This window comes from Streptomyces sp. NPDC001339, from assembly GCF_042895955.1.
GTDB lineage: Bacteria > Actinomycetota > Actinomycetes > Streptomycetales > Streptomycetaceae > Streptomyces.
Window position 1 is genome coordinate 1 of sequence record NZ_JBIAWT010000012.1, and the last position, 26,548, is coordinate 26,548.

Genomic DNA, 26,548 nt, shown 5'->3' on the forward strand with positions numbered 1-26,548 from the left:
GGCCTCGTGGCGATCCCGGCTGCTGGAAGAGCAGTCGTCAGACGCGCTCGTCGCGTCAAACCTCCCACCGCAAGGTAGGGCGGAATCTCCTCCCTGAGCTTGCGAAGGCAGGAGAGCGCTTCAAAAGGCGCGGAACTTCCCCGTGCTGGCGGCGACGCTCACCGCCCTGGAGCACTGGGACACCGCGACGCGCGAGGAGAAGGCGCTCGTCTCGAAGGTGTACGGCGGCTACCTCAGCCCCGGCTTCCTCGCCGAGTTCGCGTCGGTGACCTGCGGTGACACCCCATGGACCCGCGACACCCGGTACTGGGTCGACCGGAGCGCCCAGGACACCGCCCGATACCCACTCCTGGGCGCGCGCTCACTCGCGTTCGCCGCGACCTGCGCGGCCTGGCCGTCGCCCCCGGCGCCCCCTGTGAAGGTCACCGGCGAAGGCCTGCCCCCCGTCCTCATGCTCAACTCGCTGCACGATCCCTCCACGTACTACGAAGCCGCGGTACGGGCGCACCGGGCGCTGCGCGGCTCGCGTCTGGTGACCGTCGGCGGTGGTGATCACGGCCAGTACCAGAACGGAAACGCGTGCGTGGACCGTATCGTCGACGGCTATCTCCTCAGCGGTTCCGTCCCCGCACGCGACACGTCCTGCCCGGCCGCCCCGGTCCCCGCCACCACCCCGGCTCCCGCCGCCACCCCAGTCGCTGCCCCCGCCCCGGTCCCCGCCACCCACCCGTGACGCGGCCGCGTGCCGTACTTGATTCGAGCTCGCTCGAAGGCGTTGGCTGGCCCACCATGAAGTACACGCAGCTCGGACGCACCGGACTCAAGGTCAGCCGACTCGTCCTCGGGACGATGAACTTCGGTCCTCAGACGGACGAGGCCGACAGCCACCGCATCATGGACGCGGCACACACGGCCGGTATCAACTTCTTCGACACCGCCAATGTCTACGGATGGGGCGCCGACAAGGGGCGTACGGAAGAGATCATCGGTTCGTGGTTCGCCCAGGGCGGCGGGCGACGGGACAAGACCGTGCTGGCCACCAAGGTCTACGCGAACATGGCGCCGGACGGCGACAAGGTCTGGCCGAACCACGACAAGCTCTCCGCCCTCAACATCCGGCGGTCGGTGGACGCCAGCCTCCAGCGGCTGGGGACCGACCACATCGACGTGTACCAGTTCCACCACGTCGACCGGGACACGCCCTGGGACGAGATCTGGCAGGCCATGGACGTCCTCGTCCAACAGGGCAAGATCCTCTACGCGGGGTCCTCCAACCACGCGGGCTGGCACCTCGCCCAGGCCAATGAGACCGCCCGGCGCCGGGGTTCGTACGGCCTGGTCAGCGAGCAGTGCCTGTACAACCTGGCCGAGCGGCGCGCCGAGATGGAGGTCATCCCGGCAGCCCGGAGTTACGGCCTGGGGGTCATCCCCTGGTCCCCGCTGCACGGCGGGCTGCTCGGCGGCGCGATCCGCAAGGAGCGCGAGGGCGGCGCGGCCCGTACGGTCTCCGGCCGCTCGGCCGACTCGCTCGCCAACTCCGCGATCCGCGAACGGGTCCAGTCCTACGAGGACCTGCTCGACCAGCACGGCCTGGAGCCGGGCGAGGTCGCGCTGGCCTGGCTGCTGACCCGTCCCGGTGTCACCGGTCCCATCGTCGGCCCGCGCACCGCCGACCAGCTCGCCTCCGCGCTGCGCGCCGTCGAGCTGCGTCTCTCGGACGAGCTGCTTGCCTCACTCGATGAGATCTTCCCCGGGCCGGGGCCGTCGCCGGAGGCGTTCGCCTGGTGAGGGGGCGCCTCCGCCCGGTGGGGTGGGCGGGGTGGGGCGGGGCGCTCAGCGCAGGGCCGCCGCCACGATCACGACGATGAGCAGCACGGCGAACAGGCCGGACATGATCCGGTTACGGGTTTTCGGGTCCACCCCACGAGCGTAACCGGGGTGGGACCCGAACACTTCACCGGCCGGGCCTCACACGCGCCTCATACCCGCCTCATACCCGCCTCGTACACAGGGTCAGGTGGCAGGGTCAGGTGGCAGGGGCCGCGCTCACCGGCCCAGCGGCCAGCTGGCGATCTCCTCGTAGTGCGGCTGAGCGCCGGGCACGCCGTGGACGGGTGGGTGGCTCCGCATCAGGGAGAGCTTCCCGACCGTCCAGGGCGAGCCCGCGAAATCCTTGAGGGCGGTCGCGTACGGGGCGAGGTGCACGGTGGGGACGCGGTTGCGGGCGAGGGTGAGGTGGGGGGTGTAAGGGCGGTGCTCGTCCGTCATGGCGATCCCGGCCCGGCGGGCGGCGGCCGCCGCGGAGTCGGCGAGCTTGCGCATGGCGGGCCGGTCGCCGTCGGCTCCGGCCCACACCACGCGGTCGGAGAAGCGGCCGCCGCCGGCGATCCGCAGCTCGTACGGGTCGCGCCGACGAGCCGCCCGCTCCAGGCGTTCCCGCAGGTCAGGAAGGGTTTCCTCGGAGACCTCGCCGTAGAAGGCGAGGGTGAAGTGCCAGCCGTCCCGCCCGGTCCAGCGCAGCCGGTCGGCAGCCGGGAGCCGCTTCAACAGCGCCACCTCGACGGCGAGCTCGTGGAGCGCGGGGGCCGGGGGGAGGACGGCGGCGAAGAGTCTCATGGGCCAGACGTACGTCGTCCTCCCCCGGTCGTCAATTCGCCCGTCGGCCGTCCATTGGTCCCTCGGCCGTCAGGTTCTCTCCCCTGTCATCGTTTCCTCCCCCCCCCCGCCTGCAACCGCAGGTACCGAGCCACGGGTGCTAAGCCACCGGAGCCAGCTCCCTCTCCTCCGGTCGGGTCGCCTCCGGGATCCGCGGGACGAAGGCCACATGCTGATGCCCCCGACGCAGATCGATCTTGAGGCGGAGTCCGCCCAGCCGGGCCAGGACCAGACCGACGAGGGCCGCGGCGGCCATGGAGATCACGCCGCCGGTGAGGAAGCCGACGCGGGCGCCGAACGCGTCGGTGACCCAGCCGACGACGGGTGCGCCCAGCGGTGTGCCGCCCATGAAGACCATCATGAACAGGCTCATCACCCGGCCGCGCATCGCCGGGTCGGTGGCCATCTGGACGCTCGCGTTGGCGGTGACGTTGATCGTCAGACCGACCAGGCCGATGGGGACGAGCAGCGCCGCGAAGACCCAGAAGGAGGGGGCCAGGGCGGCGGTGATCTCCAGCAGGCCGAAGAGCAGCGCCGCACCGACCAACAGCCGCAGCCGGGAACTGGCCCGGCGGGCCGCGAGCAGCGCGCCGATCAGGGAGCCGGCCGCCATCAGACCGTTGAACAGGGCGTAGGTGCCGGCGCCCGCGTGGAAGACCTGGTCGACGAACGCGGTCAGCCAGATCGGGAAGTTGAAGCCGAAGGTGCCGATGAAGCCGACCAGGACGATGGACCAGATGAGGTCGGGGCGCCCGGCGACGTAACGGAGTCCCTCGCGGAGCTGGCCCTTGCTGCGCGGGACCCGGTCGGCCTTGTGGAGTTCGGCCGTACGCATCATCAGCAGGCCGGCGACCGGCGCCGTGAAGGACAGGCCGTTGAGGAGGAAGGCCCAGCCGCTGCCGAAGGCGGTGATCAGGACACCGGCCACGGCAGGCCCGATGAGCCGCGCGGACTGGAAGTTGGCGGAGTTGAGGCTGACCGCGTTGCGCAGCTCGTCCTGGCCGACCATCTCGGAGACGAACGCCTGCCGGGCGGGGTTGTCGACGACGGTGACCAGGCCGAGGACAAGGGCGACCAGGTAGACGTGCCAGACCTGCACCTGGCCGGTGAGGGTGAGCACGGCGAGAGCCAGGCCGGTGAGGCCCATGGCGGACTGGGTGAGCAGCAGCAGGCTGCGCTTGGGGAAGCGGTCGGTGAGGACGCCGCCGTAGAGGCCGAGCAACAGCATCGGCAGGAACTGCAGCGCGGTGGTGATGCCGACCGCCGCGGACGAGCCGGTGAGGCTCAGCACCAGCCAGTCCTGGGCGATGCGCTGCATCCAGGTGCCGGTGTTGGAGACCACCTGGCCGGTCGCGAAGAGGCGGTAGTTACGTATGCGGAGGGAGCTGAACATGCCCCCGCGTCGCGGTGGGGCGGCGGGACCGGTGGTGGGGCCTGCGGCCCGGCCCGTGTCGTGGTGGGAGTTCGGTGCGGGGGCGGAGTCTGCTCCGGGTCCCGTACTCAAAGTGGGTTCGCCTCCTCGGGCTTGCGGTTTACAGCTGGGCGAGCTTCTCCAGTACTGGAGCGGCGGCCCGCAGCTTCGCCCACTCGTCCTCGTCCAGTCCGGAGACCAGCTCGGCGAGCCAGGCGTTGCGTTTGCGGCGGCTCTCTTCGAGCATCGCCTCGGCCTGTTCGGTTTGGGTGACGACCTTCTGACGGCGGTCGTCCGGGTGCGGTTCGAGCCGGACCAGTCCCTTGGCCTCCAGCATGGCCACGATGCGGGTCATCGACGGCGGCTGCACATGCTCCTTGCGGGCCAGCTCACCGGGGGTGGCTCTGCCGCAGCGGGCCAACGTGCCGAGCACCGACATTTCGGTGGGGCTCAGCGATTCGTCCACGCGCTGGTGCTTGAGACGGCGGGACAGACGCATCACGGCGGACCGCAGCGCGCTCACCGCGGCCGCGTCGTCCGGGGTGCCCTGCCGGCCGTCGGGCTGGGGGCGGGACAGTTCCGACATGGTCTTTAGCATAGCTCATTAGCCTTTCTAAGAAAAGTGGGAAGCCGGCGCCGAAAAGGAGGGAAGCCTACGGCCAAAAAGGAGGGAAGCCGACGGCCGCGCCAAGCGCCTCGGGGCGGCGCGCACCCGGAGGGCATGCGCCCGGGGTCACGCTTACGGGTGAGGACGCACTCGAACGTGACACACCTGACCGCAGGGGAGGGGGACCGTGTCCGTATGGGGTCGCAAGTGCTCAGCCTGCGAGTGGACGGGGAGCTGCTGGAGCGCATCCGGCAGCACGCCGCAAAACGCGGAATGAGCGTCCAGGACTATGTCGTCCGGACGCTCATTCGCGAGGATTTCGACGAGCGCTTCCAGTCGTCGGTCGACGAGACGGAGCGGCTCGGTGTGTGGGGGCCGGCCACCTGAGCCCTCACCTACCGCTACCTCCTGTACCGCTACCCCCTGCCGGAAACTAATCACTCTCCGTATTCGTTGCCGTAATGGAAGAGGAGGCGGCGAGGCAGGAGGGCGAGGCAGCGGGCTACTTCACCCCGAGCGCCTGCTCGATCGGGTGGAGCAGGAAGTAGACGAGGAAGCAGAGACCGACGACGTTCAGCAGCCAGGGCACCTGCTTGAAGCGGCCGGTGGCGGCGCGCAGCAGGATGAAGGCGAGCACGCCGATGCCGATGCCGTTGGTGATGCTGTAGGTGAACGGCATCGAGATGATCGTCAGGAACGCCGGGATACCGACGGTGAAGTCGCCCCAGTCGATGTCCTTGACGTTGGCGGCCATGATCAGGAAGCCGACGACCAGCAGCGCGGGCGTGGCGGCCTGCGCGGGGACGACCGTCGCCAGCGGGGTGAAGATCAGCGCGAGCAGGAAGAGCCCGCCGGTCATCACGTTCGCCAGGCCGGTACGGGCCCCCTCGCCGACACCCGCCGTGGACTCCACGAAGCAGGTGTTGGCGGAGGCGGAGCCGAAGCCGCCACCGGCGACCGCGATACCGTCGGCCATCAGGATCCGGCCCATACCCGGCAGATTGCCGTTCTTGTCCGTCAGCCCGGCCTCCTCGCCGACGCCGATGATCGTGCCCATCGCGTCGAAGAAGCCGGAGAGCAGCACGGTGAAGACGAAGAGGCAGCCGGTCAGCACGCCGACTTCCTTGAACCCGCCGAAAAGGCTGATATGGCCGATCAGACCGAAGTCCGGGGCGCCGATGATCTTCTCGGGGACATTGGGGACCGCCAGGCCCCAGGCCGCGTCCGGGGTGTCGGTGACGGCGTTCACGATGATCGCGACCACGGCCATGCTGACCATGCCGATCAGGATCGCGCCCTTGGCCTTCCGCACGATCAGCACGAACATCAGCGCCAGGCCGACGGCGAAGACCAGCACCGGCCAGCCCTTGAGCTGGCCCCCCTCGCCCAGCCCCATCGGAACGGTGGTGTGCGCGGCATCCGGATTACGGCTGACGAAGCCCGCGTCCACCAGGCCGATCAGCGAGATGAACATGCCGATACCGATGGCGATGGCGCGCCGCAGCCCGTTGGGGATCGCGTCCATCACCCGCTGCCGCAGGCCCGAGGCGACCAGGACCATCAGCACCAGACCGGCGAGTACGACCATGCCCATCGCGTCCGGCCAGCTCATCTTGGGGGCGAGCTGGAGGGACACCACGGCGTTGATGCCGAGCCCGGCGGCGACGGCGATCGGGACATTGCCCATGACGCCCATGAGGATCGTGGTCAGACCGGCCATCAGCGCGGTGGCGGTGACCAGCTGGCCGTTGTCGAGATGGTGACCGTACTTGTCGACACCGGAGCCGAGGATGATCGGGTTCAGCACGATGATGTACGCCATCGCGAAGAACGTCGCCAGGCCGCCGCGCAGCTCGCGACCGACCGTCGACCCCCGCTCGGAGATCTTGAAGAAACGGTCGAAGCCGTTCCGGGGAGGCTTCGGGGCCGGGTACTCAACGGTGTCGACCGGCTTGGTGGCCGAGGGGGACATGCGGGACCTCAGTCGGACGGGCCTGGGCAGGCACGGAAAGGGAACCAAATTGGATGAATAAACGAACCAACCCGGTCACATCCAGAAAGGTTCAGTATGAATAAACAATGCCGTGATCGCTATCTCCGCGCGTAGACCCTTGGGGGACATGGGCTCATGGGCTCATGGGCCACGGGACCACTCACCACCGTCCCCGTAGGCCGCTCCCCCACCCCGTACCCCGCCCCATGACCCGCCCCGTATCCCGCCCCGTAAGCTGAGCACCATGTGGAAGAAGTCCGAACTGCGTGAGGCCCCGGCCCCCCTGGAGGGCCCCGTCGTCGGCACGATCACCGGCGGCACCATCATCTGGTTCGTCCTCTTCCTCGGCCAGCTCCCCTTCTACGGCTGGTTCGCCGATCACGGCCACATCTGGTGGGTGTGGACGTGCCTGGCCGGTGGCGGCCTGGGCCTGCTGGGCATCTGGTACGTCCGCAAGCGCGACGCCGCGATCAAGCGCGCAGCGGCGGCCCGCGACAGCTCCTGACCGCCGCGGCCGCCCCTGACCGATACGGCCGGTCTGATCGACCGATACGGCCGGTCTGATCGACCGATGCGGCTGGTCTGATCGACCGATACGGTCGGCCAGATCAACGGATACGGCAGACCTGATCGACCGATGCGGTCGGCCTGATCGCTACGGCCCGCGCACCCGCTCAACGGGTGAGCAGCGCATTCCACCCGTAACGTCGAGGGCATGACGGAACGGGCACGGCCCCCCACTGCCGCTCCTCAGCATCCGCTGCCGGTCAACCCTGGCCTGAGCTCTGCCCAGGTGGCCGAGCGGGTGGCCAGGGGCGAGGTCAACGACGTCCCGGTGCGCTCCTCCCGCTCCACCGTCGACATCGTCCGCGCCAACGTCTTCACCCGTTTCAACGCCATCATCGGCTTCCTCTTCGCGATCATCCTGGTCATCGGGCCCCTCCAGGACGGCCTCTTCGGCTTCGTCATCGTCGCCAACACCGGCATCGGCATCATCCAGGAACTGCGCGCCAAGAAGACCCTGGACAACCTCGCCGTCATCGGCGAGGCCAGGCCCACCGTCCGGCGCGACGGCATCGCCGCCGAGATCCCCACCTCCGAAGTCGTCCTCGGCGATCTCATCGAACTCGGACCGGGCGACAAGGTCGTCGTCGATGGCGAGGTGCTGGAGAGCGACAGCCTGGAGATCGACGAATCGCTGCTGACCGGCGAGGCCGACCCGGTCGTCAAGAAGCCCGGCGAGCCGGTGATGTCCGGCAGCTTCGTCGTCGCCGGCGGCGGTGCCTTCACCACGACCAAGGTCGGCCGGGAGGCGTACGCGGCCCAGCTCGCCGAGGAGGCCAGCCGCTTCACCCTGGTCCACTCCGAGCTGCGGACCGGCATCAGCCAGATCCTCAAGTACGTGACCTGGATGATGGTCCCGACCGCGATCGGCCTGATCGCCAGCCATCTGCTGACCCTCCGACTGCCGGCCGACGAAGCCATCCGCCGGATGGTCGCCGGCATCGTGCCGATGATCCCGGAGGGGCTGGTGCTCCTCACCTCCGTCGCCTTCGCCATCGGCGTCATCCGCCTCGGCCGCCGGCAGTGCCTCGTCCAGGAGCTGCCCGCCATCGAAGGCCTCGCCCGGGTCGATGTGGTCTGCCTGGACAAGACCGGCACGCTCACCGAGGGCGGTATGGACGTCAGCGCGCTATGGCTCCTGGGCTCCGCCGCCGAAGGCCTCGGACAGAGCGGACAGATCGGAGATGGAGCGAAGCGGAGTGGCGCGGGGGATGGAGAGACGCGGAGTGGCGCGGGGGACGGAGAGAAGCGGAGTGGCGCGGGAGACAGAGAAAAGCGAAGTGGCGCAGGCGACGCGGGCGACGCGGGCGACGCGGCGTACGTCAAGCAGGTCCTCGGCGCCCTCGGCGACGCCGACCCCCGCCCCAACGCCTCCCTCCAGGCCATCATCGACGCCTACCCCTCCCCCTCGCGCCCCCTCTCGTCCCCCTCCCCCTCGCGCCCCCTCTCGTCCTCCTCCCCCTCGCACTCTGTCTCGCCCTCCGTCTCGCCCTCCGCTCCCTCCCCCGCCCCCTCGCTCTCCCCCTCCGGCGACGGCTGGCAGTGCACCCGGTCGCTCCCCTTCTCCTCCGCCCGCAAATACAGCGGCGCCTGCCTGACCGACCCCGACGGCGCGCGCACGACCTGGCTGCTCGGCGCGCCCGACGTACTGCTGCCGCCCGGCGACCACCACCTCGCCGAGATCGACGACCTCAACGCCCAGGGCCTGCGCGTCCTCCTGCTGGCCCACGCGGAACGGGAGTTGGACGACCCCGAGGTCACCCAGGACGTACGCCCCACCGCCCTGATCGTCCTCGAACAGCGCCTGCGCCCCGACGCCTCCGACACCCTGCGCTACTTCGCCGACCAGGGCGTCCACGCCAAGGTCATCTCCGGCGACAACGCGGTATCGGTCGGCGCGGTGGCGGCCAAACTGGGCCTGCCCGGCGCCGACACCCCCGTCGACGCGCGCGCCCTCCCCACCGACCGCGACGCCATGGCCGGCACCCTCGACGAGGGCGCGGTCTTCGGCCGCGTCACCCCCCAGCAGAAGCGGGACATGGTCGCCGCCCTCCAGTCGCGCGGCCACACCGTCGCGATGACCGGTGACGGCGTCAATGACGTCCTCGCCCTCAAGGACGCCGACATCGGCGTCGCCATGGGCTCCGGCTCCGAGGCCACCCGGGCCGTCGCCCAGATCGTCCTCCTCGACAACAGCTTCGCCAGCCTCCCTTCGGTGGTCGCCGAGGGCCGCCGCGTCATCGGCAACATCACCCGCGTGGCCACCCTCTTCCTCACCAAGACCGTCTACTCCGTCCTCCTCGCCCTCCTGGTCGCCTGCTGGCAGATCCCCTACCCCTACCTCCCCCGCCACCTCACCCTGCTCTCCACCCTCACCATCGGCGTCCCGGCGTTCTTCCTCGCCCTCGCCCCGAACAAGGAACGCGCCCGCCCGCACTTCGTCCGCCGGGTGATGCGCTACGCCCTGCCCTCCGGCCTCATCACCGGCCTCGCCGCGTTCGCCACGTACCTCCTCGCCCGCTACCACTACACCGGCCCGAACGCCCTCTCCGCCGAGACCAGCGCCGCGACCCTGACCCTCTTCCTCGCCGCGATCTGGGTACTGGCGATCATCGCCCGCCCCTACACCTGGTGGCGCGTCGCCCTGGTCCTGACGATGGCCCTCGGCTTCCTCGTCGTCCTCGTCACTCCCTGGCTGCAGGACTTCTTCGACCTGCGCCTGGTCGGTACGACGATGCCCTGGGCGGCGGTGGCGATCGCCGCCGTGGCCGCGCTCCTCCTGGAAATCACCTGGCGCTGGATCTCCCGCCGGTTCCCTGCCTGAGCCGGACCGCCCACAGGTCCCACCATCAGCGGGGTGCCTCGTCCGGACCGGGACCAACGTCCCACCGCCCTGCGCCACCCGCCGTACGACCAGCGAAGGGCCCTGCTCGGGTCTCGGGACCGACGCGATGACCGGCCTGCCCTGCCTACCGTCACCGTCATGCTTGTGATGACCGCGGCCCTGCTGCTGCTCGCGTTCGTGATGCCCCTGGCCACGGACATGTACCTGCCGGCCTTCCCGCAGATGACGGGTGACCTGCACACCGACGCCTCCGGCGTGCAGCTCACGCTCACCTCGTTCCTCATCGGCATGGGGCTCGGACAGCTGATCCTCGGGCCGCTCTCGGACCGGTACGGACGCCGCATACCGATCCTGGTCGGCTCGGCCGTGTGCGCCGTGGTCGCGGGAGCGTGCGCGCTCACCCCCTCGCTCGGCTGGCTGGTCGTCCTGCGCTTCCTCCAGGGCTTCAGCGGCGCCGCCGGTGTGGTCATCGGCCGCGCCGTCATCTCCGACGTCGCCACGGGCGAGAAGGCGACCAAGCTGCTCGGCGTCCTGATGTCCCTGCTCGCGGTCGCCCCGGCCGTCGCCCCGGTCGCGGGCGGCGTGGTGATCGAGGCCGCCGACTGGCGTGCCGTCTTCTGGGTCCTCTCCGCGGCCTCACTCCTCGCCCTGGTGGGCGCGGTCTTCGCGGTGCCCGAAAGCCTGCCGCGCGAGCGACGCCAGACCGGAGGCGCCCGGGCAACGATCCGGGCGGTGCGGGGCGTCCTGTCCGACCGCACCTACCTTGGCTACACACTCTGCTTCGGCATGGCCCTGGCCGTCCTCTTCTGCTACCTGGGCGGTGCGTCCTTCCTCTTCCAGAACCTGCTCGGTCTCAGCGTCGCCCAGACCTCCGCCGCGTTCGCCTCCGTCGGCGCCGTAAGCGTCATATCCGGCCTGGTCATCACCCGGCTCATCGGCCGGTTCACCCCTCGGTCCCTGCTGCACACCGGCCTGTGGACGATGCTGGCCCCCTCCGCCGCCTTGTGCGCACTCGCCCTGACCGACCTGCTGTTCCTGCCACTGATCCTCGGCCTCCTCTACCTGGCCTTCATCGGCATCAGCCTGGTCGCCATCAACGCGACGGCCCTCGCCCTGGAACGCGTCCCACACGCCGCCGGAACCGGCTCCGCCCTCCTCGGCACCGCCCAGAGCATCCTGAGCGCCCTCGTCACCCCCCTGGTCGGCCTCGGCGGCGATCACACCGCCCTCCCCATGTTCGCGGGCATGGCCCTCTCCGCTGCCCTCGCCTTCCTCACCTTGAGCCTGACGAGGGCCGCCTCCGCCTCCGTCTCCGCCTCCAGGATCTGACGCATCACCAGTCAGGGCTGTCGGCGCTCGTCGACGTGTGCCCACTTGGGCCAGAGGCGGGCGGCCGCCCGGACCTCGCGGACGACCGGGACGAGGGCCTTGGCCGACTGGGTGTAGCCCTGGGAGAGTCCTCCGATCATGGCAGTGTTCTCGCGCAGGTTGTTGTGTTCGCTGTCCACCAGAGTCACGCAGTTGCGGCTCGCGTTGAGGGTGGTGGTGAGCCAGGACGACCAGGGGGCCTGCAGGTCGCGGTCCGGGATCGGCAGGCGGCCGGCGGTGGTCGCGTCCTTGGTGAGCGCGGCGCAGGTCCTGCGGAGCCGTTTCGAGTCGAAGCGGACCGCCTCGTTGGGGCGGGCGTTCGCTGCCTGCACCATCTCGTCGAGTTGTTTGCGGAACGCTTCGTAGTCCGAACTCAGTCGCAGAATGCTCTGCTGCCCGCCCAGCTTGAACCACGCGAGCAGTTGGTAGGCCCGGATCCGTTCAGATGGCTTGGGCGGCGTCGGTGGTGTCATGGCGACCGGTGTCTGCGCTGCCGCGCGCTGCCCGCCGGCGACGATCGCCACCGGGCCGAACGCCGCCATGACGATCAGTACAGCCAGGCCACCGAACGCGGCGAAGGACCGCAGGCGGGATGGCACCGAGGGGGCGACCGGGGCCGGTTGGGGCTGCCACGTCGGGGGCTGCCACGTCGGGGGCTGCTCCACTGATGACTGCGGCGTCGGGGTCCGCCATAGACGGGAGGGCCGCCGTAGACGGAGTGCCGCCGCCGCACCTCTGACGGTCACGGCCAGCAGTCCGGCGCCGGCCACGGAGGGCAGCACCAGGCCCGCCAGGGACTGGGTGAACGGCCAGCTCCCGTCGGGCACCCAGTGGCAGCTGTGCCCCAGGGTCCGCAGCGGGCCCAGACAGCCGTTCACCGAACCGAGCGCGAACTGCACCACCAGCGCGAGGGATTGGGCCACCGCCGCCGCGACGAGGGCGCTCGGCAGCCACCGGCGCCGGGCGGTGACCGCAACCACCGCGCCGGTCAGTGCCACCCCCGCCCAGATCGCGACGGCCGACCACCACAGGTACAGGATCGAGAAGGTGCCGACGGGCGTACCGAGCGGTGGCTGCCAGGTGTGCATCAGGGCCATGACGGCGACCAGCCCCGCCACACAGACGATGCCGCCGACGAGCCCGGCCGTCACGGCCCACCGGAGTCCTGCGGCCGGGCCGTTCCACCGGGCCGACCGGGCCGACCGGGCCGACCGGGCCGACCGGGCCGACCGGGCCGACCGGGCCGACCGGGCCGACCAGAGCCCTGCCACCACGCCGGACAACCGGGTCCACCAGCCTCCGTCGGACGGCCCGTACGCCCGGGGCCGCCGCAGCCAGAGGACCAGGGGGTACACCCACAGCACCGTCGTCGCGCCGGCGAACAGCAGGTTCTGGCCCAGCATCGACGCCTGCGGCATGGTGGCGGTGAACCAGGAGAGCTCCGCCTGGTGTTCACTCCACGGCCCGGGCAGCGTCCGGATGATCTGCTGCCGCAGACCGCCCGCGGCGAGGAAGTCGCCGGCCAGGTACAGCGAGCCGTACCGCAGCCACCAGATCAAGCCGGCCGCGCCCAGCAGGCAGGAGGCGAGCAGCGGCGGCCAGATCGCCGTGCGCAGCGAGGCGGCGCCATCCAGCGTCAGCAGCCGCAGCCGCAGCCGTGCGCAGGCCACGGTCCACACCGTGAACAGGACGGCGCAGGCCGGCAGCGCCAACAGGATCCCGGGGTACTCGGGCAGCCACCGGGCGCCGTTGGTGACCCCGTTCATCAGCTCACCGCAGACCAGGCCGAGCCCCAGCGCGAAGCCCGAACGCAGCCCGTCGGGCCCGCGCAGACCGTGGTGCTCGGCATAGGCGAGCGACCGCCATGTGGCGAGGGTGACCAGTACCGCGGCGGGCAGGGCGGTCGCCCAGATCGCCACCGTGGCGCCCCACAGGCCGGACACGGTCTGCGCGGAGACGAGGACGGCCCAGCCGACCAGGAACATCTGCTCGGTGCCCAGGGAGAACAGTGCCGCCGGATCGGCCAGCGACTGTCTGCGCACGGTCCAGGAAGGATGGCTGCTCCACAGTGCCGACACCCGCCTCTGCGCCCTCTGAAGGAACGCGGGGCCCCTACCGGGGTGGCGGTCCCGGGCCGCGTCCCAGACCCGGTGCTGCGCCCCCAGGGCCACGGCGTCCGCGTCGGCGTACAGCTCACGGTGGCGCAGGGCGTCGGCGCGGGCCAGCACCACGAGGAGCACCATGAACAGCGCGCTCGCCAGCGACCGCAGCACACCGGCTCGCCCGGCGGGCCAGAACACTTCGTCGCCCCCGTAGAAGACGCCGAAGAACTGCGCGGCGGCGAAGCTGCCCCCGTACAGCACCGTGAACGGCACGATGACCAGCGCCACGAAGACCCGCCACAGCGCCGTGACGGCATAGGCGAGGTCCACGTCCCGGTTGCGGAGATGGGCCAGCTCGTGGAGCACGACGGCCTGGAAGCCGGCCCGTCCGTCGGGGCCACCGCGATACGTGGCCAGCAGCCCGGCGTGCAGACAGACCGTGTGCCGCCCGGCCCGGCCGAACACCTCGGCGCCGGCGTCGAAGGAGGCGGGGTCCACTACGAAGGCCGGCACGGTACGCAGCTGCGCCGTGGCCACCAGGCGCATGAGCTCGGCCCGCAACTCCCCGCCGGGGTACGCCTCGTCGAGGGTGATCACCCGCCCGCGCCTCGTCTTCCAGCGGGGCAGCCAGACGTAGAGCGCGGCGGCCGACACCAGCACCAGCACGGCACCGGCGACACCGGGCAGTTGGGTGAGCACGGCGCTGGGGGGCGCGCAGTCCTTGAGTTCCCGCAGCCCTTGGGGGGTGTTGAGCCCCATCAAGTCCAGCATCCGGGCGTTCGGATCGAAGCCCGCCGCGAACTTGCAGAGGATCGCCTTGTCGTCCCAAGGGGCCAGCCCGAAAAGGGCGTTGATCATGCCCATGGTCGCCACCATCATCACGAGCACCAGGAGCGCGAAGCGCAGGGTGGTGCCCATCGGCAGGACTCTGGGATCGATCCTGCCGGACGGGGCGAGCGGGGCACCGCCACCACCGGTAACGGGTGGGGCGCCGCCGGCGCTCAGGAGATCCCCCTGGGACCCGGCTCCGGCGCGGTTCCTGATCCCGAACGGGTTCCTGGTCCGGGCTCGGTTTCTCGTCCAGGCTCAGTTCCTGGTCCGGGCTCGGTTCCTCGTACGGGCTCAGTTCCTCGTACGGGCTCGGTTCCCACCCGCTCAAGAGCGAGGCGGGCCACCACGCGATCCGCTAGCGCCTCCGCCGCGGCCTCCTCCAACCCGGCCCGAGCCGCCCCCTCACGGACCTTGCGATGCACCGCATCCAGCTGATCGGCGGTGAGCGCGGGCACCTGGGCCGGCGGCGCCGCCGGCCGGCGCAGGATCCGACGCACCAGGGCCGCCGACCGCGGCTTCACCCGCCCCAGCAGCGAACCGACGGAGGCTCGGCAGACCTCTTCCACCGCAATCCACACCACCGGCGTGATCACCGGAACAACCTCGGCAAGACCGAAGCCGAGCGGCCCGCTGGTGTTACGGCGCTTCAGCAGCCGCACCGCTTCGCCGTGGTCGAGCCGGGCCAGGCCGTCGACCAGCGGCAGCTCCTCCGGCGCCTGCTGGGCGACGACGTCGGACACCACATCCCGTAAGTTCGCACTCACCACTGCCTCCGCATGGCCGGCCACCGCACGTCATGAGACACAACACCCCACGCAGCCACTGTAGTTGGGAACCACACCCGTCCGCCCGCCCGTAGGGATTTCCTCGCACCGTAGGGATTCCTCACGACGGGCGCCCGCCGACGCCTGCCGGGACAGGCGCCACCCCTCCCCGACCGCAGGCCTCGTGCATCACATCCCCATTACGAACACAACACCGAAATCTAACGAACTGAGCGAAAGTCGACTTAACGGTAGGTCAAGTCGATCTAGTCCAGTTTGACTCTTATTCATCGAATATTAAGACTTGGCGGCTATTCGCCTTGTTCACGTGTAGGTAGCCCGTACGGGGGCTAGAGGGGTTCCTGAGAACAGCAATGCACAACAGCAGCAGCACCAGCTCCGCGCGTACGCGGGCCTTCCTCACCCGCGGCATCGTGACCGCCACCGCCCTGGCCGCCGTCAGCGGGATAGCCGTGCCGGCGACGACCGCTGTCGCGGCGCCCGCGGGCGAGGTGAGCATGGCCGCCGGTATCGGCACCAGTGACAAGCAGCGGGTCGACGCGGCGGCGGTGGTCCGCCTCGACGTGATCAACAACCCGGACGTGCTCCTGCTCAGCGACCGCGACTTCATCGTCGCCCTGTGGCAGAAGGTGAAGGACGCGGACGAGCGCCAGGAGGCCGTGCGCCTGGCCGCCGAGGAGGCCATGGCTCTCGACGCCTCGGCCGAGGACCACATCCGGTTCATCACCACCGGCATCCACCAGGCGAAGCTGCTCGACGACAAGCGGGAGAAGGAACGCGCCGACATCGAGCGCGAGGCAAGGCAGGACAAGGCAACGGTCCTGTTCACCCTGGGCATCCCCAGCAACCCGGATCTGCTCGGCCTCAGCGACGACAACTTCATCCGCAAGGTCATGGAGCATCCGGAGGCCGGGCCGGAGGTCAAAGCCGCGGCTGTGGGCGCCCTGTCCAAGGACGATCCTGCCGCCTGGCGGGAGTTCATCGTCAACGGTGCACGTGCGGCGCACAAGCGCGACGTGACGAACAAGCTCAAGGAGGACGGCGAGAAGAGCGACAAGGAGAAGCAGCGTCTCAGGGACCTCGACGCCCGTAAGAACACCGCCGCGCTGTTCGACATCGTTCCGTCGGAGGCCATGCTGCGCCTGAGCGACGACAACTTCATCCGGGAGCTGATTCGCCTCGCCCCGGCCAGGCTCGAGGGGACGGACCTGCTCGCCGCGACCCACAAGGCGCTGACCAGCCCTGCCGCGGCGGACTGGCAGGAGTTCCTCTACACCGGCGCCGAGGAGGCCTTCAGGAGCGACGCCAGGAACCGCGACAAGAAGAAGGGCCAGCACGACCGCCAGCGGGCATTGACGATCCAGGCCGCCATGGAGAAGACCGGGATGAATCCCCACCTTGTCGCGGCGGCGAAGAAGGCGCTGGCCGGAAGCGACGCGGAGGTCGCTGCCTTCCTCCGGAAGGACAACCTCTACCGCGCGGCACGGCAGTCCCTGGCACCCAGCGACGCCAAGCTGTCCGGCTGGTACATCCGCCAGTCGAGCGTCGACGGGGGCAACGCCTTCCTCGCCCCGGTCAACAAGGACAAGAGCAAGCAGGCCGTCCGCGAGGACGCCACCTGGACCATCTTGAACTCGCTCGACAAGCCCGGCTGCTACGTCTTCAAGTCCTCCGTCAAGGACGGCTACTTCCTGACCCTGCAGGGCTACAGGGTGAAGATGGCCGCCTTCGACGGCTCCCGGGAGTTCGCCATGAACGCGGCCTGGTGCCCCCGTAAGGCTCTGGCCGGTTCGGGAATGTCCTTCGAGTCGGCGAGCAACAAGGGCCGCTACCTGCGGCACTTCATGGGTGAGCTCTACGCGGCGAAGAAGGACGACAAGAGCGGCAACCCCTTCGACCGCTCCAAGGACTTCGCCCAGGACGCCACCTGGAAGATCGCCGATCCGCTCGCGCCCTGACGCCCGGCCCGCCGAGGCCACTCCTGACGAAGCAAGAAGACAAGAAGAACGGAACACCTCCATGCCTCGGATCACCCGAGCCGCACTGGCCACCGCTGTCAGTTTCGCCGCGCTGACCGGTGGCGCGACCACCGCGCACGCCGATGAGGCCACGCCCCGTGCCGCCACCACCGAACCATCGGTGGTGCAACTGTGGAACTTGCACAGTGAAAAGTGCCTCACCATCGCCAAGGGCAGCCTGAGCAACGGTGCCAACGCGGAGCAGTCGACCTGCGCCGACGATCTGGACAACCAGCGCTTCGAACTGATCCCCGCCGGTTCGGGGACGTTCGAGGTGCGGGCCCAGCACAGCGGCAGGTGCCTCGAAGTCAAGGACGGTGGCACCGGGCTCGGCCAGAACGTCCAGCAGGGGTGGTGTGTCGACCGCCCGCACCAGCGCTGGAAGCTGGTCATCGTCGACTTCGTCAAGGAGCTCTACGAGCTGCGCCCCGCACACACGCAGGACCGCTGCATAGGCATCGGCAATTCCAGCCTGGCGGACGGCGGGAACGTCCTGCAGTGGACCTGCAACGAGACGACGCCCGGGTACTGGCGGCTCCTGCCGGTCAAGGCATGACGTTCCTGACGGCATGCCTCTCCTGACCGCCCACTGAAAAGACCTCAAAGAAACGGATTCCACGATGGCACGGATCATCCGAGCCGCGCTGGCTGCCACCGCCGGCTTCGCCGCACTGGCCGGCGGCGCGACCACCGCACACGCCGAGGGAGCCGCCGCACAGTCCGCCGCCCCCCGGGTGGAAACGGTCGTGCAGCTGCAGAACGAGCACAGCGGAAAATGCCTGGACATCGGTCACCCCGATGCGGACGGCAGCCTGACGGCACGGCAGTACGCCTGCGACGGAAGCGACGCACAGAAGTGGCGTGTGATCCCCACCGCCAACTCCTCCTTCGAGCTGCGCTCCAAGGCCGGCGGAAAGTGCCTTGAGGTGCGGAAGTCGAACACCGCGAAAGGCGCCGAGGTGTGGCAGTGGGCCTGCAACTCCGGTAAGCACCAGCGCTGGCAGTTCCAGCTCATCGACAGCACCAAGAAGCTCTTCCAGCTGTCTCCCACGCACACCGAGGACCGCTGCGTGGGCATCGGCAATTCCAGCGTGGAGGATGGCGGGAGAGCCATCCAGTGGACCTGCAATCAGACCACGCCGGGGCAGTGGCGGATCCTGCCCGCCACCTGATCTACCGGTCCGTGTCCGGTCTGTCCGGTTCGCATGCTGATGCTGACCAGACAGGCCGGACACGGCACTTGCTCCTGCCGTTCCTTCCTTCTCCCCCTCTCGCCTCTTCTCTTCGCTCTTCTTCTCATTCGTCCCTGCCCTGCACCTGTGCGGAGGCAGGGGTCTTTTCTATTCGATTCCATTCAGGGGGGTTTCCCGTTGATAGGTAGATTCCGGCTTCGGGCCGGACGTTCGCGGGCCGCTGTGTCCGGCACGGCGAGAACGGCCGTGTCCGCTGCGGTGGTGATGGCGTTGCTCGGTGGTACGGCCACCGAAGCAGCCGCCACCGTCACCACCGCCGCTCCGCCGTCCGCCGCCGCCCAGACGGGCTCCTACGCACAGGCGTTGTCGGCGTTCGACCGGCTGGCCGCCTCACTGCCGAAGACGACCACCGCCACACCGGCTGCTGCGCCGCGTTCGGAGCTGGAGCGGATCAGCTCCGAGCGTGACCGGCAACTGGTCGAGGACTTCGCCGAGTTCGACGAGGAGGAGGAGGTCCGCGAGGCCGCGAAGAAGGCGCTGGAGAGCAGCGATCCGAATGCGATTCGGGAGTTCTTGGAGCATGGTGAGGCTGAGGCCCGCCAGCGTGCCAAGGACAAGAAGAACAACACCGACGTTGAGAACGTCAAGAAGATCGAGGCGCTGCGCGGCACGGGTGGGCCGTATTTCAACGCTGAGGTCGAACGTGTCCTGGGTCCGAAGGCCACTGCGCGTGACCGTGCCGATTTCCTCGCTTTTGGTGCGGAGATTGCGCGGGCGCGGGACAAGAAGGACGAGCAGACCGCCAAGGAGCGTGCGGCGGAGCTCCGCAAGCGTGTGGAGATGCTGGTCGGTGTCGGTGGGCCGGAGGTGAAGAAGGCCGCGCAGGCCGCTCTGGACGCCGGGTCGGATAAGGCGATCGAGGAGTTCCTGGAGAAGGGTTACCAGGAGGCCGCGCAGAAGGACGCCGACAATCAGGCCGCGCACGAGAAGGCGCAGAAGGAGGCGCAGGAGGCGGCGGAGAAGCTGCGGGATCTGGCCCAGAAGGCCGCTCGTGCGGCTGAGGCCCGTACCAAGCTGATCGGCTACCACGGGGATGCGGTCAAGGCGCTGAAGGAGGCGGCCAATGCGATGACGTCGGCTGCTTCGGCGGCGCGTGAGGCTGACCGGATGCTGTCGGCGGACCGGGCGGGCAAGCGTCTGTCCGACTACGGCGACGTCAAGGCCGAGGTCGCCCGGCAGGTGGGTTACGCCGGGGATGCGGCCCGTGCGGCCAAGGTCGCGGCCGCGCAGGCGAAGGTGCAGGCCGACGTGCTGGTGGAGACCGGGCTGACGCACGGCGCGCAGTGGTCCGAGGTGGCTTCCGGTATGGCGGCGGCTGCGGAGGCGGCGGTCGCCGCCGGGCAGACCGCGCAGCATGCGGTGGATGCCACTGCCGCCGATGCCGCCGCGCTGAACGGCAAGAACGAAGCCGAGGCGCACGAGCAGCAGGCCAAGCAGTGGCGTGCCAACGCCGAGCAGCAGGCCAAGGCCGCAGCGCAGATGGCCGCGGCCGCGGAGAAGCAGGCGAAGGTCGCTGCGGATGCCGCGGCCCGTGCCAAGCAGGCGCGCCTGGATGCGGAGCAGGCGGAGCGGGAGGCGTGGGAGCACGCCAAGAAGACCCGTCAGGCCCGCCTGGAGGCCGAGCGTCAGGCGAAGATCGCCGCCGAACAGCGTGCGATCGCCGAGCGTGAGCGTGACCTGGCCGCCCAGGCGCGTGCCCGTGCCGAGCGTGAACGTGACGCGGCTGCTGCGGCCCGTGCCCGCGCCGAGGCCGAAGCCCGTACCGCCTCGGCCCTGCGCGCCCAGGCCCAGGCCGCCGCCGCGCAGGCAGCCTCCGCCCGCGCCGGTGCCGCCGAGAAGGAGGGCATCGCCGCCAAGGCCGACGAACGCGCGCGCACCGAGGAGAGCAACGCCCGCGAGGCGCGCAACAAGGCGTTCCAGGCCGAGCAGAACCACCAGGCCAAGGAAGCCCGGGCCAAGGCGACCGAGGCGATGGCCGCCTCCGGCAAGGGCACCACTGCCGCCGGTCAGGCACGTGCGGCGGCTGAGGGTGCACGGGCGGACGCCAACGCCGCCGGTGCAGCGGCCGGTCAGGCCCGCAGCGCCGCCGACGGTGCCAGCGGTGCCGCCGTACGCGCCCGCTCCGCGGCCACCGAGGCCGCAGGCCATGCCGCCCGGGCACGCGCCGCAGCCGCTGAGGCCACCGCACACGCCGCCAAGGCGAACCAGGCGGCAAGCAACGCCGAGGCAGCCGCCGCCAGGGCGAACGCCGCGGCGAACAAGGCCGAGGCCGAAGCCGCCGCCACCCACGCCGCGGCCCAGCGGGCCAACGCCAAGGCCGCCGAAGCCACCGCCCAGCAGGCCCGCGCCGGTATCGCCGCACACGAGTCCGCCCGCCTGGCAGGCCTGGCCGCCCAGCACGCCAACAACGCGCTGCAGGCGGCCAACCGCACCAAGGACGAAGCCGACGGCGCAGTCCGCGAAGCCGCGATGGCGCGGTTGCAGTCCACCATCGCCGTCCAGGCCTCCGGCGCCGCCCGCACCACCGCGGCCGGGATCGCCGACCCGGCCAACACCGCCATCGACCTGACCGCCCCCTTCACCGGAGCGGACCTCGACGCGAACTTCGCCACGCTGGTCGCCAAGGCCGCCCTGGAGACGGGCAAGGAACAGGTCGCCTCCGCCGAGGCCAAGGCCACCGAGGCACTCAAGGCCGCGCAGGCCGCCGAGGAAGCCGCCAAGCGCGCCAACGCCCAGGTCGCCCCGGCCTTCAAGGCCGCCGCCGACGCAGCCAAGTCCTCGGCCAACGCCGCACGTTCAGCGGCCGCAGCCATGAAGTCCGCCGCCGAAGCCGCCGAGGACGGCGCCAAGGCCCGGGACGCGGCGGCCTCCGCCAACAAGGCCGACGCCCAGGCCCAGGCGGACGCCAAGCTCGCCCGCCAGGCCGCCAACCAGGCCTACAAGGACGCGGCAGCAGCCCGCGATGCCGCCAACCAGGCCGAGGCCGAAGCAGCGCGCGCACGCGGCGCCGCCGCCGAAGCCGAACAGCACGCCAACGCCGCCAACAGCGCCGCCAACCTCGCCGAACACGAGGCCACCGTCGCCCAAGGCGCCGCAGCCCAAGCCGAAAAGGACGCCGCCGACGCCGGCAAACTCGCCGATTCCGCCGAAAGCCACGCCAAGTCCGCGGAGACCGCGGCCAAGAACGCCAACAAGTACGCCAAGGAGGCAGACGAGGCGGCAAAGAAGGCCGAGGAGTACGAGCGCGAACAGGAACGCAAGCGGCGAGCGGAGGCGGCCAAGCAGGATGGCAAGGGCGGCGGATCCGAGCTGAGCGACGACGAGAAGGAGGAGCTCGAACAGGCCGGGGAGTCGCCCGAGGAGATCGAGAAGGCTCTCCAGACCGCCGACAAGTCGATCAAGGACTTCCTGCTCGAAAACGGCGGCGAGATCCTCGTCGACCTGATCCTCGGCGACATCAAGCAGTGCCTCACCGAAGGCAACATCGAAAGCTGCTTCTGGGCAGCGATCGGCGCCCTCCCCTGGGGTAAAGCCCTCACCGTCATCAAGGAACTCCCAGCGATCACCAAGGCCATCGGGCGAATCGTTGGCGGCATCGGTAAGTTCCTCGAGGAGTCCGACAAGGCAAAGAAGCTGATCGCGAAGACCGAGGACACTCTCGCGAGGATCTGGAAGTCCCTGGACTGCCCCAGAACACACAGCTTCCCGACCGGCACCCCCGTTCTCCTTGCCGACGGAACTCGCCGACCCATCGAGGACATCCGGGTCGGGGACAGAGTGTTCGCCACGGACCCGGCGAAGGGACTGACCCAGTCGCGACCGGTGGTGAATTTCTTCACCACCGAGAACGACAAGGAATTCACCCGTCTCACTGTAAAGACTCCCCAGGGGGCTGCCGCCGTCACGGCTACCTCCAACCACCCCTTCTGGCTGGCGGATCGCCAGCAGTGGGTGGACGCGGGAGATGTGCGGGTCGGTGACCGACTGCGCACTCCTGCGGGCCTGCAGCTCGCCGTGACCAATACCGTCACCTATCACGAGCGTCAGCGGACTCACGACCTCACGGTCGGCGGACTCCACAGCTACTACGTGGGTGTGGGCGCTGCGGACGCACTCGTCCACAACTGCGGAGATCTCGAGGCCGCGTCCCGCCGCTTCCGCGGTCAGGCGCACACGATGGAGGAGCACGTCAACGTCTCCCCCGCCGAGATGAGGAGGCTCGCCGAGAAGAAGGGCGTCAACACGAAGTGGGTGGACGCGGAAACGGCGCAGAAGGCGGTTGACTCCGTCCTGGAACAGAACAAGGCGTACATCAACAAACGACTCCGTACACTGAATGAAGGACAGAACCTGGAGTTGCCCGTCAAGAACTTCGGCGGCGATTCACTAGGGACGTACCTCAGAAAAGACGGCACCTCGGGGTCTGCTGGCAATAGGGTTCAAGTTGTCATCAAGAAGGCCAAGAAGGACCCTTCGGGAAAGAAGGTTCCAGGCGGCTACTATGTGTATACCGCCTTCCCGCTTGACAGGTGAGGAATATTCCATGGAATTCGACTTCGGGTTGCCGGCGCTGGGGGGCCAGTTTCATATGGACTGGATCCACGATGGCGCGAATCCCCGGGATGTCGTACGTCATTGGGCCAGGCTCTCATCAGGATCCGAGGAAGGTCTGGAGGAGCTTCGGCTTCTCCGCCAGGACGTGCGCCTGCTGCTGACCTCGCCGCTTTCGGACGAGGACATCCATGCCCTGTGGAGGTCAGCGGCGAGGTACTACCCGAACTTCCTGGTGGAGGGACAGGAGCCCGCACGGGGTCGCGCCTGGCTGACGGACATCGACGGCGAGTTGGAACCCTTCCTTCACGAGTCGGCGAGTGGAAGCCCGACCCCGCAAGCGGCTGACGAACCAGTGCAGTCGGCGATCGACGAACTCGCCGACCGTCTGGCACCGAGGTCGGAGCTTTCACTGGAACCCTTGCCTTCTCACGTGGTGATCGCGGCAGTGAAACGCTGCGCGAAGGAGGTGAGTCCTGCCCTTGCCTTCCGATTCCTGTTGCATGCGTACTCGGCCTACGACAGTCCCGTACCGGCTGCTTCCCGGGCTGCATTCGAGGAGCTCAACCGGGAGTTCGGATACGGCGAGTTCATGCTTGTAGGGATTCAGGGTCTCCCTGAGAAATAGCTCTGCCCAAGGCCGCCGGTGAACTCTCATCGGCGGCCTGTGGAGCAGTCGTGCGATGCCGAGACCAGGAGCGGATGTTGCCCCGCCGGATCCCATCCGGCGGGGCAACGTGCTCTACGAGGCGGAGGGGGGCCACAACTCCATCTCCGGTTCGGGCCAGGTCTCGGGCTTGGCGAAGCGGAACTCCGACCCGTGCTCGGGCGGGCGTCCGCCCTTGGGGTCGTAGACGCGGGGAGGCTTCGGCAGTCGCACGGTCAGACACTCGTAGAACTCGCCCCGGAAGCGTGACGCCAGCGCGAACGCATCCGCCCGGGAAGCATCAGGCAGCAGACTCACCATCACGGCCTTCGTCGTGACCACGTGCATCTTGGTCGGAGCACGTGATCATATGGAGGTCGCCCGCAAGTCCGACGAATCCCATGCGAGCGAACCCGTTCGAGACACGTTCGAGATCGTGACACCATGTACGACATGACGACGAACCGAAAGGCCCATGTCGCGTAGGCGGCCAGGGCACGTCCGCACCAGCATCCCCCGCGACCACCGGACACCAGGTGCAAGGCCAGTCATCGACGGCCTGTCCTCGCGAGCAATGAGCGAGATCATCCGCCTCGAGCACACTCGCAACTATCTCCAGCCAGGAGACGTCAGCGCGGCCATCCGCCTGTGGAAGGACTACGTCCATAAGCCCGAGCGCGACCTGTGGCACGACTACGAGTGGGACAACGTGCACTGGTACTGCTGTGGCAACCCGCTCGACGCCCGCGCTCTCCTCGACGCCGTGATGACAGCCGTATCGCCCCAAAGCGCCCGCGAACTCCGAAAGATCATCAGCCGGTTCGACGCCGTCTGGAACCTACCGTCCCCTCCGTACGAAACGGACAGAAGATAAAGAACAAGCTAAGGCTTTCCAGGGAATCCGGCTTTAGCACTCCAGTCGCAGTTCGCTATTACCGCTGGTCAGGAGTAGCGAACGAGGTGGCAAGGTGACGGGCCCTCTACGGGCGACGCAGGGGGCTACGGGCCCGCCGTTACCCAAAAGCCGCGGCCCCGCTGTAACCATCGTCACGGCCCTCGTCCGCGTCGGAGTCGTCGTGATCGCGTGCGGGCAAGCGCGCCCCGGCTTTCCGCTACCCGGTGTCCGCCGATGAGGGATTCGGCCAACTCGACGGCCAGTTGGCGAACTTCTCTGAGTGTCCACGTCCGGACGCCGAGGATGCGGTGTGCTTCCTCGATGAGTTCGGCGACCGAGCTGAGCCGCTCCGCCTCCATGCGGTCGGCGAAGCGGGATACATATCCGGTTCCGTCGCCGGACAGGTAGCACGGCCGTCCGGGGCCGACCATGGCAGCAGCAGCCGCCCTGACTCAGGCTGACTGCTCACGGTGCAGGGTAGGCCGCCGTATCGGGGCAAGTGCCTGACCAGGAGAAAGCCCGCCCATATGCCAGGCAGCAGTGCACGGACGGGGCCACAGGGCACGGCTACGCGCTGTGTGGCCCATCCGGTTACCGCGCCGGCACGGGGTTGTCCGGTGAGTCCAGCCACGTCCGCTCGCCGTCGGCATCCACGGTCAGCCCGAAGCGGTGGAAGCCGGGGCGCTTTTGCTCCACCCACCATCTGTGTGCGGCTTCTACTTCGTCCCAGAGATGTCGGGGACCCGACTGATAGACCTTGGCTTCCTTACAGTCATCGCGGAAGACGACGACCGCCCATGACTTGTCCGAGAGTCCGTAGAACCACACGGCGCGCTTGCCCTCACGCTTGCGGTCAGCGAGGTGGGCGACGTCGGGCACGCGCAGGCCCATGGCGAATCCGGCGGCATCGAAGGCCCCGGTGCCGGAGAAGTCGTGCTCGGAGGTCTGAGTGGTCGACTTCTCCACGCCGGTCAGCGCCTCCGCCGGTACGTACTCGTCATGGCGCGGCCGGGGGCGGCGCTGCGACCGCATGCGCATGAACGCGACTGGCCGGGTGAAGGGGCCGGACGCACTCCGGCAGTCTTCGGCGACCATCAGGCGGGCGGTGGCTTCGCTGGGCCCGTAGCAGGTCCCCCAGGGAACAAGGATCACCCCTCCGGGGCTGGACTGCTCCACCCACGCGAAGGGGACCTTTCGCAGACCGCATGTGGCGATGATGCGGTCGTACGGGGCCCGTTTCGCGTACCCGAGGAAGCCATCTCCGTGCACCACTTCTACCGGGAGTGCGAAGCGGTCCAATGACTGCTGGGCTTCTGATGCGACGGTGCCGTCCACCTCTATGGTGACGACGTTCGCGGCTCCGAGGCGGTGCGCGAGAAGCGCGGCGTTCCATCCGGTGCCGGTGCCGATCTCCAACACGCGCTGACCCGGTTCTACGTCAAGGTCGGCCAGCATGGAGAAGACCAGGCTCGGCATGGACGAGGACGAGCTGAAGGACTTGCCGGGTTCAGGGCCGTCGTGCGCCCCGTCGTCCCATTGCGTGACGATCGGCTGATTCGAGTCCGCGTATTCCTGCCATGCCTCAGGGGCGAGCGTTTTGTCGACTGCGCTGTTCCGGCCTGATTCCATGTCGTGGGGCCACATGAGGTCAGGCAGAAAGGCCGACCGGGGCACGGCCTCATAGGTCGGCATCCAGTCCGATGTCATGGAGCCCGCATCGAGGAGAATGCGGCCCAACTCCTCACGGGAGGGCCGCTTCTCCTGCTCAAAAGCGCGCGTCACTTGCGGTGCGTCCCGCCGCCATCAGGCTGATCCCCGTCGGGGGTGGGTTCTTCGGTCGGCGACCAGGGCTGACCGGGGAGCCCGTCCCCTTCGCCCTCGTCTTTGCCGTGCCCGCCGCTTTGCGCGAAGTAGGTGATCATCAATCGAATGTCCACCGATTCTCCTCCCTGAGAGGCCGGTCTTCGTCCTGGTCTCAGTTGAGTCCCCAGGGAATACGGCCTCAGCCAACTGACCCGAACGCG

Annotated in this window: 21 protein-coding genes; 12 read left to right on the forward strand and 9 right to left on the reverse strand. The window is 69.2% G+C overall.

Going from position 1 to position 26,548, the window contains the following annotated elements:
* The first annotated feature begins 142 nt into the window (after positions 1-142).
* Together ACFY12_RS29375 and ACFY12_RS29380 are read left to right on the forward strand one after the other, a co-directional pair.
* Positions 143-733 carry an alpha/beta hydrolase gene (locus ACFY12_RS29375; RefSeq protein ID WP_390718952.1) on the forward strand — a complete coding sequence of 197 codons (591 nt, stop codon included), beginning with the start codon at positions 143-145 and terminating at the stop codon, positions 731-733.
* A gap of 56 nt (positions 734-789) precedes the next feature.
* A complete protein-coding gene (locus tag ACFY12_RS29380) occupies positions 790-1,788 on the forward strand; it encodes an aldo/keto reductase (protein ID WP_390718953.1) in 999 nt (332 codons plus the stop codon).
* A 258-nt stretch (positions 1,789-2,046) separates the two neighbouring features.
* Here the strand turns inward: ACFY12_RS29380 and thpR are convergent, their stop codons facing one another.
* From thpR to ACFY12_RS29395, 3 genes are all read right to left on the reverse strand, one after another.
* Entirely contained in the window at positions 2,047-2,616 is a 570-nt protein-coding gene (gene thpR / locus ACFY12_RS29385) for an RNA 2',3'-cyclic phosphodiesterase (protein WP_390718954.1), read from the reverse strand.
* A 139-nt stretch (positions 2,617-2,755) separates the two neighbouring features.
* Complete coding sequence (locus ACFY12_RS29390; protein ID WP_390718955.1) at positions 2,756-4,159, reverse strand: MFS transporter; 1,404 nt, start codon at positions 4,157-4,159, stop codon at positions 2,756-2,758.
* Between the two features lie 28 nt (positions 4,160-4,187).
* Positions 4,188-4,652, reverse strand: coding sequence for a MarR family winged helix-turn-helix transcriptional regulator (locus tag ACFY12_RS29395; RefSeq protein ID WP_390718956.1), 465 nt, complete (start codon positions 4,650-4,652; stop codon positions 4,188-4,190).
* A 216-nt stretch (positions 4,653-4,868) separates the two neighbouring features.
* On the opposite strand from ACFY12_RS29395, the gene ACFY12_RS29400 reads away from it, so the two are divergent.
* Positions 4,869-5,060, forward strand: coding sequence for a hypothetical protein (locus tag ACFY12_RS29400; RefSeq protein WP_390718957.1), 192 nt, complete (start codon positions 4,869-4,871; stop codon positions 5,058-5,060).
* A gap of 115 nt (positions 5,061-5,175) precedes the next feature.
* Here the strand turns inward: ACFY12_RS29400 and ACFY12_RS29405 are convergent, their stop codons facing one another.
* Positions 5,176-6,645 (reverse strand): NCS2 family permease, encoded by a 1,470-nt coding sequence (locus ACFY12_RS29405; protein WP_390718958.1) that lies wholly within the window; start codon positions 6,643-6,645, stop codon positions 5,176-5,178.
* Between the two features lie 265 nt (positions 6,646-6,910).
* Between ACFY12_RS29405 and ACFY12_RS29410 the strand changes: the two genes are divergently transcribed.
* The 3 genes from ACFY12_RS29410 to ACFY12_RS29420 all read left to right on the forward strand — a co-directional run bounded on the left by ACFY12_RS29410 (position 6,911) and on the right by ACFY12_RS29420 (position 11,404).
* The gene (locus ACFY12_RS29410; RefSeq protein ID WP_390718959.1) at positions 6,911-7,171 is read left to right on the forward strand and encodes a DUF2530 domain-containing protein; all 261 of its coding nucleotides are present in this window, start codon (positions 6,911-6,913) and stop codon (positions 7,169-7,171) included.
* Positions 7,172-7,381: 210 nt separating this feature from the next.
* Positions 7,382-10,054 (forward strand): HAD-IC family P-type ATPase, encoded by a 2,673-nt coding sequence (locus ACFY12_RS29415; RefSeq protein WP_390718960.1) that lies wholly within the window; start codon positions 7,382-7,384, stop codon positions 10,052-10,054.
* Between the two features lie 159 nt (positions 10,055-10,213).
* Positions 10,214-11,404: a multidrug effflux MFS transporter gene (locus ACFY12_RS29420; protein ID WP_390718961.1), complete on the forward strand. Its 1,191-nt coding sequence runs from the start codon at positions 10,214-10,216 to the stop codon at positions 11,402-11,404.
* A gap of 11 nt (positions 11,405-11,415) precedes the next feature.
* On the opposite strand, the gene ACFY12_RS29425 is transcribed toward ACFY12_RS29420, so the two are convergent.
* Positions 11,416-14,463, reverse strand: a complete 3,048-nt coding sequence (locus ACFY12_RS29425; RefSeq protein ID WP_390718962.1) for a M48 family metalloprotease — start codon at positions 14,461-14,463, stop codon at positions 11,416-11,418.
* 83 nt (positions 14,464-14,546) lie between these two features.
* Positions 14,547-15,140 (reverse strand): hypothetical protein, encoded by a 594-nt coding sequence (locus ACFY12_RS29430; RefSeq protein WP_390718963.1) that lies wholly within the window; start codon positions 15,138-15,140, stop codon positions 14,547-14,549.
* A 374-nt stretch (positions 15,141-15,514) separates the two neighbouring features.
* Here ACFY12_RS29430 and ACFY12_RS29435 point away from each other — a divergent pair, with 374 nt between their 5' ends.
* The 5 genes from ACFY12_RS29435 to ACFY12_RS29455 all read left to right on the forward strand — a co-directional run bounded on the left by ACFY12_RS29435 (position 15,515) and on the right by ACFY12_RS29455 (position 23,611).
* Complete coding sequence (locus tag ACFY12_RS29435; RefSeq protein ID WP_390718964.1) at positions 15,515-17,119, forward strand: AbfB domain-containing protein; 1,605 nt, start codon at positions 15,515-15,517, stop codon at positions 17,117-17,119.
* Positions 17,120-17,180: 61 nt separating this feature from the next.
* The gene (locus tag ACFY12_RS29440; protein WP_390718965.1) at positions 17,181-17,735 is read left to right on the forward strand and encodes an RICIN domain-containing protein; all 555 of its coding nucleotides are present in this window, start codon (positions 17,181-17,183) and stop codon (positions 17,733-17,735) included.
* A gap of 64 nt (positions 17,736-17,799) precedes the next feature.
* Positions 17,800-18,351 carry an RICIN domain-containing protein gene (locus ACFY12_RS29445; RefSeq protein WP_390718966.1) on the forward strand — a complete coding sequence of 184 codons (552 nt, stop codon included), beginning with the start codon at positions 17,800-17,802 and terminating at the stop codon, positions 18,349-18,351.
* Between the two features lie 267 nt (positions 18,352-18,618).
* Positions 18,619-22,965, forward strand: coding sequence for a polymorphic toxin-type HINT domain-containing protein (locus tag ACFY12_RS29450; RefSeq protein ID WP_390718967.1), 4,347 nt, complete (start codon positions 18,619-18,621; stop codon positions 22,963-22,965).
* A 10-nt stretch (positions 22,966-22,975) separates the two neighbouring features.
* A complete protein-coding gene (locus ACFY12_RS29455; protein WP_390718968.1) occupies positions 22,976-23,611 on the forward strand; it encodes a hypothetical protein in 636 nt (211 codons plus the stop codon).
* Positions 23,612-23,725: 114 nt separating this feature from the next.
* Here ACFY12_RS29455 and ACFY12_RS29460 read toward each other — a convergent pair whose 3' ends face one another.
* Positions 23,726-23,971 (reverse strand): hypothetical protein, encoded by a 246-nt coding sequence (locus ACFY12_RS29460; RefSeq protein WP_390719134.1) that lies wholly within the window; start codon positions 23,969-23,971, stop codon positions 23,726-23,728.
* A 232-nt stretch (positions 23,972-24,203) separates the two neighbouring features.
* Between ACFY12_RS29460 and ACFY12_RS29465 the strand changes: the two genes are divergently transcribed.
* Complete coding sequence (locus ACFY12_RS29465; RefSeq protein WP_390718969.1) at positions 24,204-24,503, forward strand: hypothetical protein; 300 nt, start codon at positions 24,204-24,206, stop codon at positions 24,501-24,503.
* A gap of 612 nt (positions 24,504-25,115) precedes the next feature.
* On the opposite strand, the gene ACFY12_RS29470 is transcribed toward ACFY12_RS29465, so the two are convergent.
* Together ACFY12_RS29470 and ACFY12_RS29475 are read right to left on the reverse strand one after the other, a co-directional pair.
* Positions 25,116-26,306: a methyltransferase domain-containing protein gene (locus ACFY12_RS29470; RefSeq protein ID WP_390718970.1), complete on the reverse strand. Its 1,191-nt coding sequence runs from the start codon at positions 26,304-26,306 to the stop codon at positions 25,116-25,118.
* Positions 26,303-26,461 (reverse strand): hypothetical protein, encoded by a 159-nt coding sequence (locus ACFY12_RS29475; protein ID WP_390718971.1) that lies wholly within the window; start codon positions 26,459-26,461, stop codon positions 26,303-26,305. Before ACFY12_RS29475 ends, ACFY12_RS29470 begins: the two co-directional genes overlap by 4 nt.
* Between the last annotated feature and the right edge of the window lie 87 nt (positions 26,462-26,548).

Coding starts and splice junctions, on each gene's coding strand:
- ACFY12_RS29380 (WP_390718953.1), top strand. CDS start 790: ATGAAGTACACGCAGCTCGGACGCACCGGACTCAAGGTCAGCCGACTC.
- thpR (WP_390718954.1), bottom strand. CDS start 2,616: ATGAGACTCTTCGCCGCCGTCCTCCCCCCGGCCCCCGCGCTCCACGAG.
- ACFY12_RS29395 (WP_390718956.1), bottom strand. CDS start 4,652: ATGTCGGAACTGTCCCGCCCCCAGCCCGACGGCCGGCAGGGCACCCCG.
- ACFY12_RS29400 (WP_390718957.1), top strand. CDS start 4,869: ATGGGGTCGCAAGTGCTCAGCCTGCGAGTGGACGGGGAGCTGCTGGAG.
- ACFY12_RS29405 (WP_390718958.1), bottom strand. CDS start 6,645: ATGTCCCCCTCGGCCACCAAGCCGGTCGACACCGTTGAGTACCCGGCC.
- ACFY12_RS29410 (WP_390718959.1), top strand. CDS start 6,911: ATGTGGAAGAAGTCCGAACTGCGTGAGGCCCCGGCCCCCCTGGAGGGC.
- ACFY12_RS29415 (WP_390718960.1), top strand. CDS start 7,382: ATGACGGAACGGGCACGGCCCCCCACTGCCGCTCCTCAGCATCCGCTG.
- ACFY12_RS29420 (WP_390718961.1), top strand. CDS start 10,214: ATGCTTGTGATGACCGCGGCCCTGCTGCTGCTCGCGTTCGTGATGCCC.
- ACFY12_RS29425 (WP_390718962.1), bottom strand. CDS start 14,463: ATGGGCACCACCCTGCGCTTCGCGCTCCTGGTGCTCGTGATGATGGTG.
- ACFY12_RS29435 (WP_390718964.1), top strand. CDS start 15,515: ATGCACAACAGCAGCAGCACCAGCTCCGCGCGTACGCGGGCCTTCCTC.
- ACFY12_RS29440 (WP_390718965.1), top strand. CDS start 17,181: ATGCCTCGGATCACCCGAGCCGCACTGGCCACCGCTGTCAGTTTCGCC.
- ACFY12_RS29445 (WP_390718966.1), top strand. CDS start 17,800: ATGGCACGGATCATCCGAGCCGCGCTGGCTGCCACCGCCGGCTTCGCC.
- ACFY12_RS29455 (WP_390718968.1), top strand. CDS start 22,976: ATGGAATTCGACTTCGGGTTGCCGGCGCTGGGGGGCCAGTTTCATATG.
- ACFY12_RS29465 (WP_390718969.1), top strand. CDS start 24,204: ATGAGCGAGATCATCCGCCTCGAGCACACTCGCAACTATCTCCAGCCA.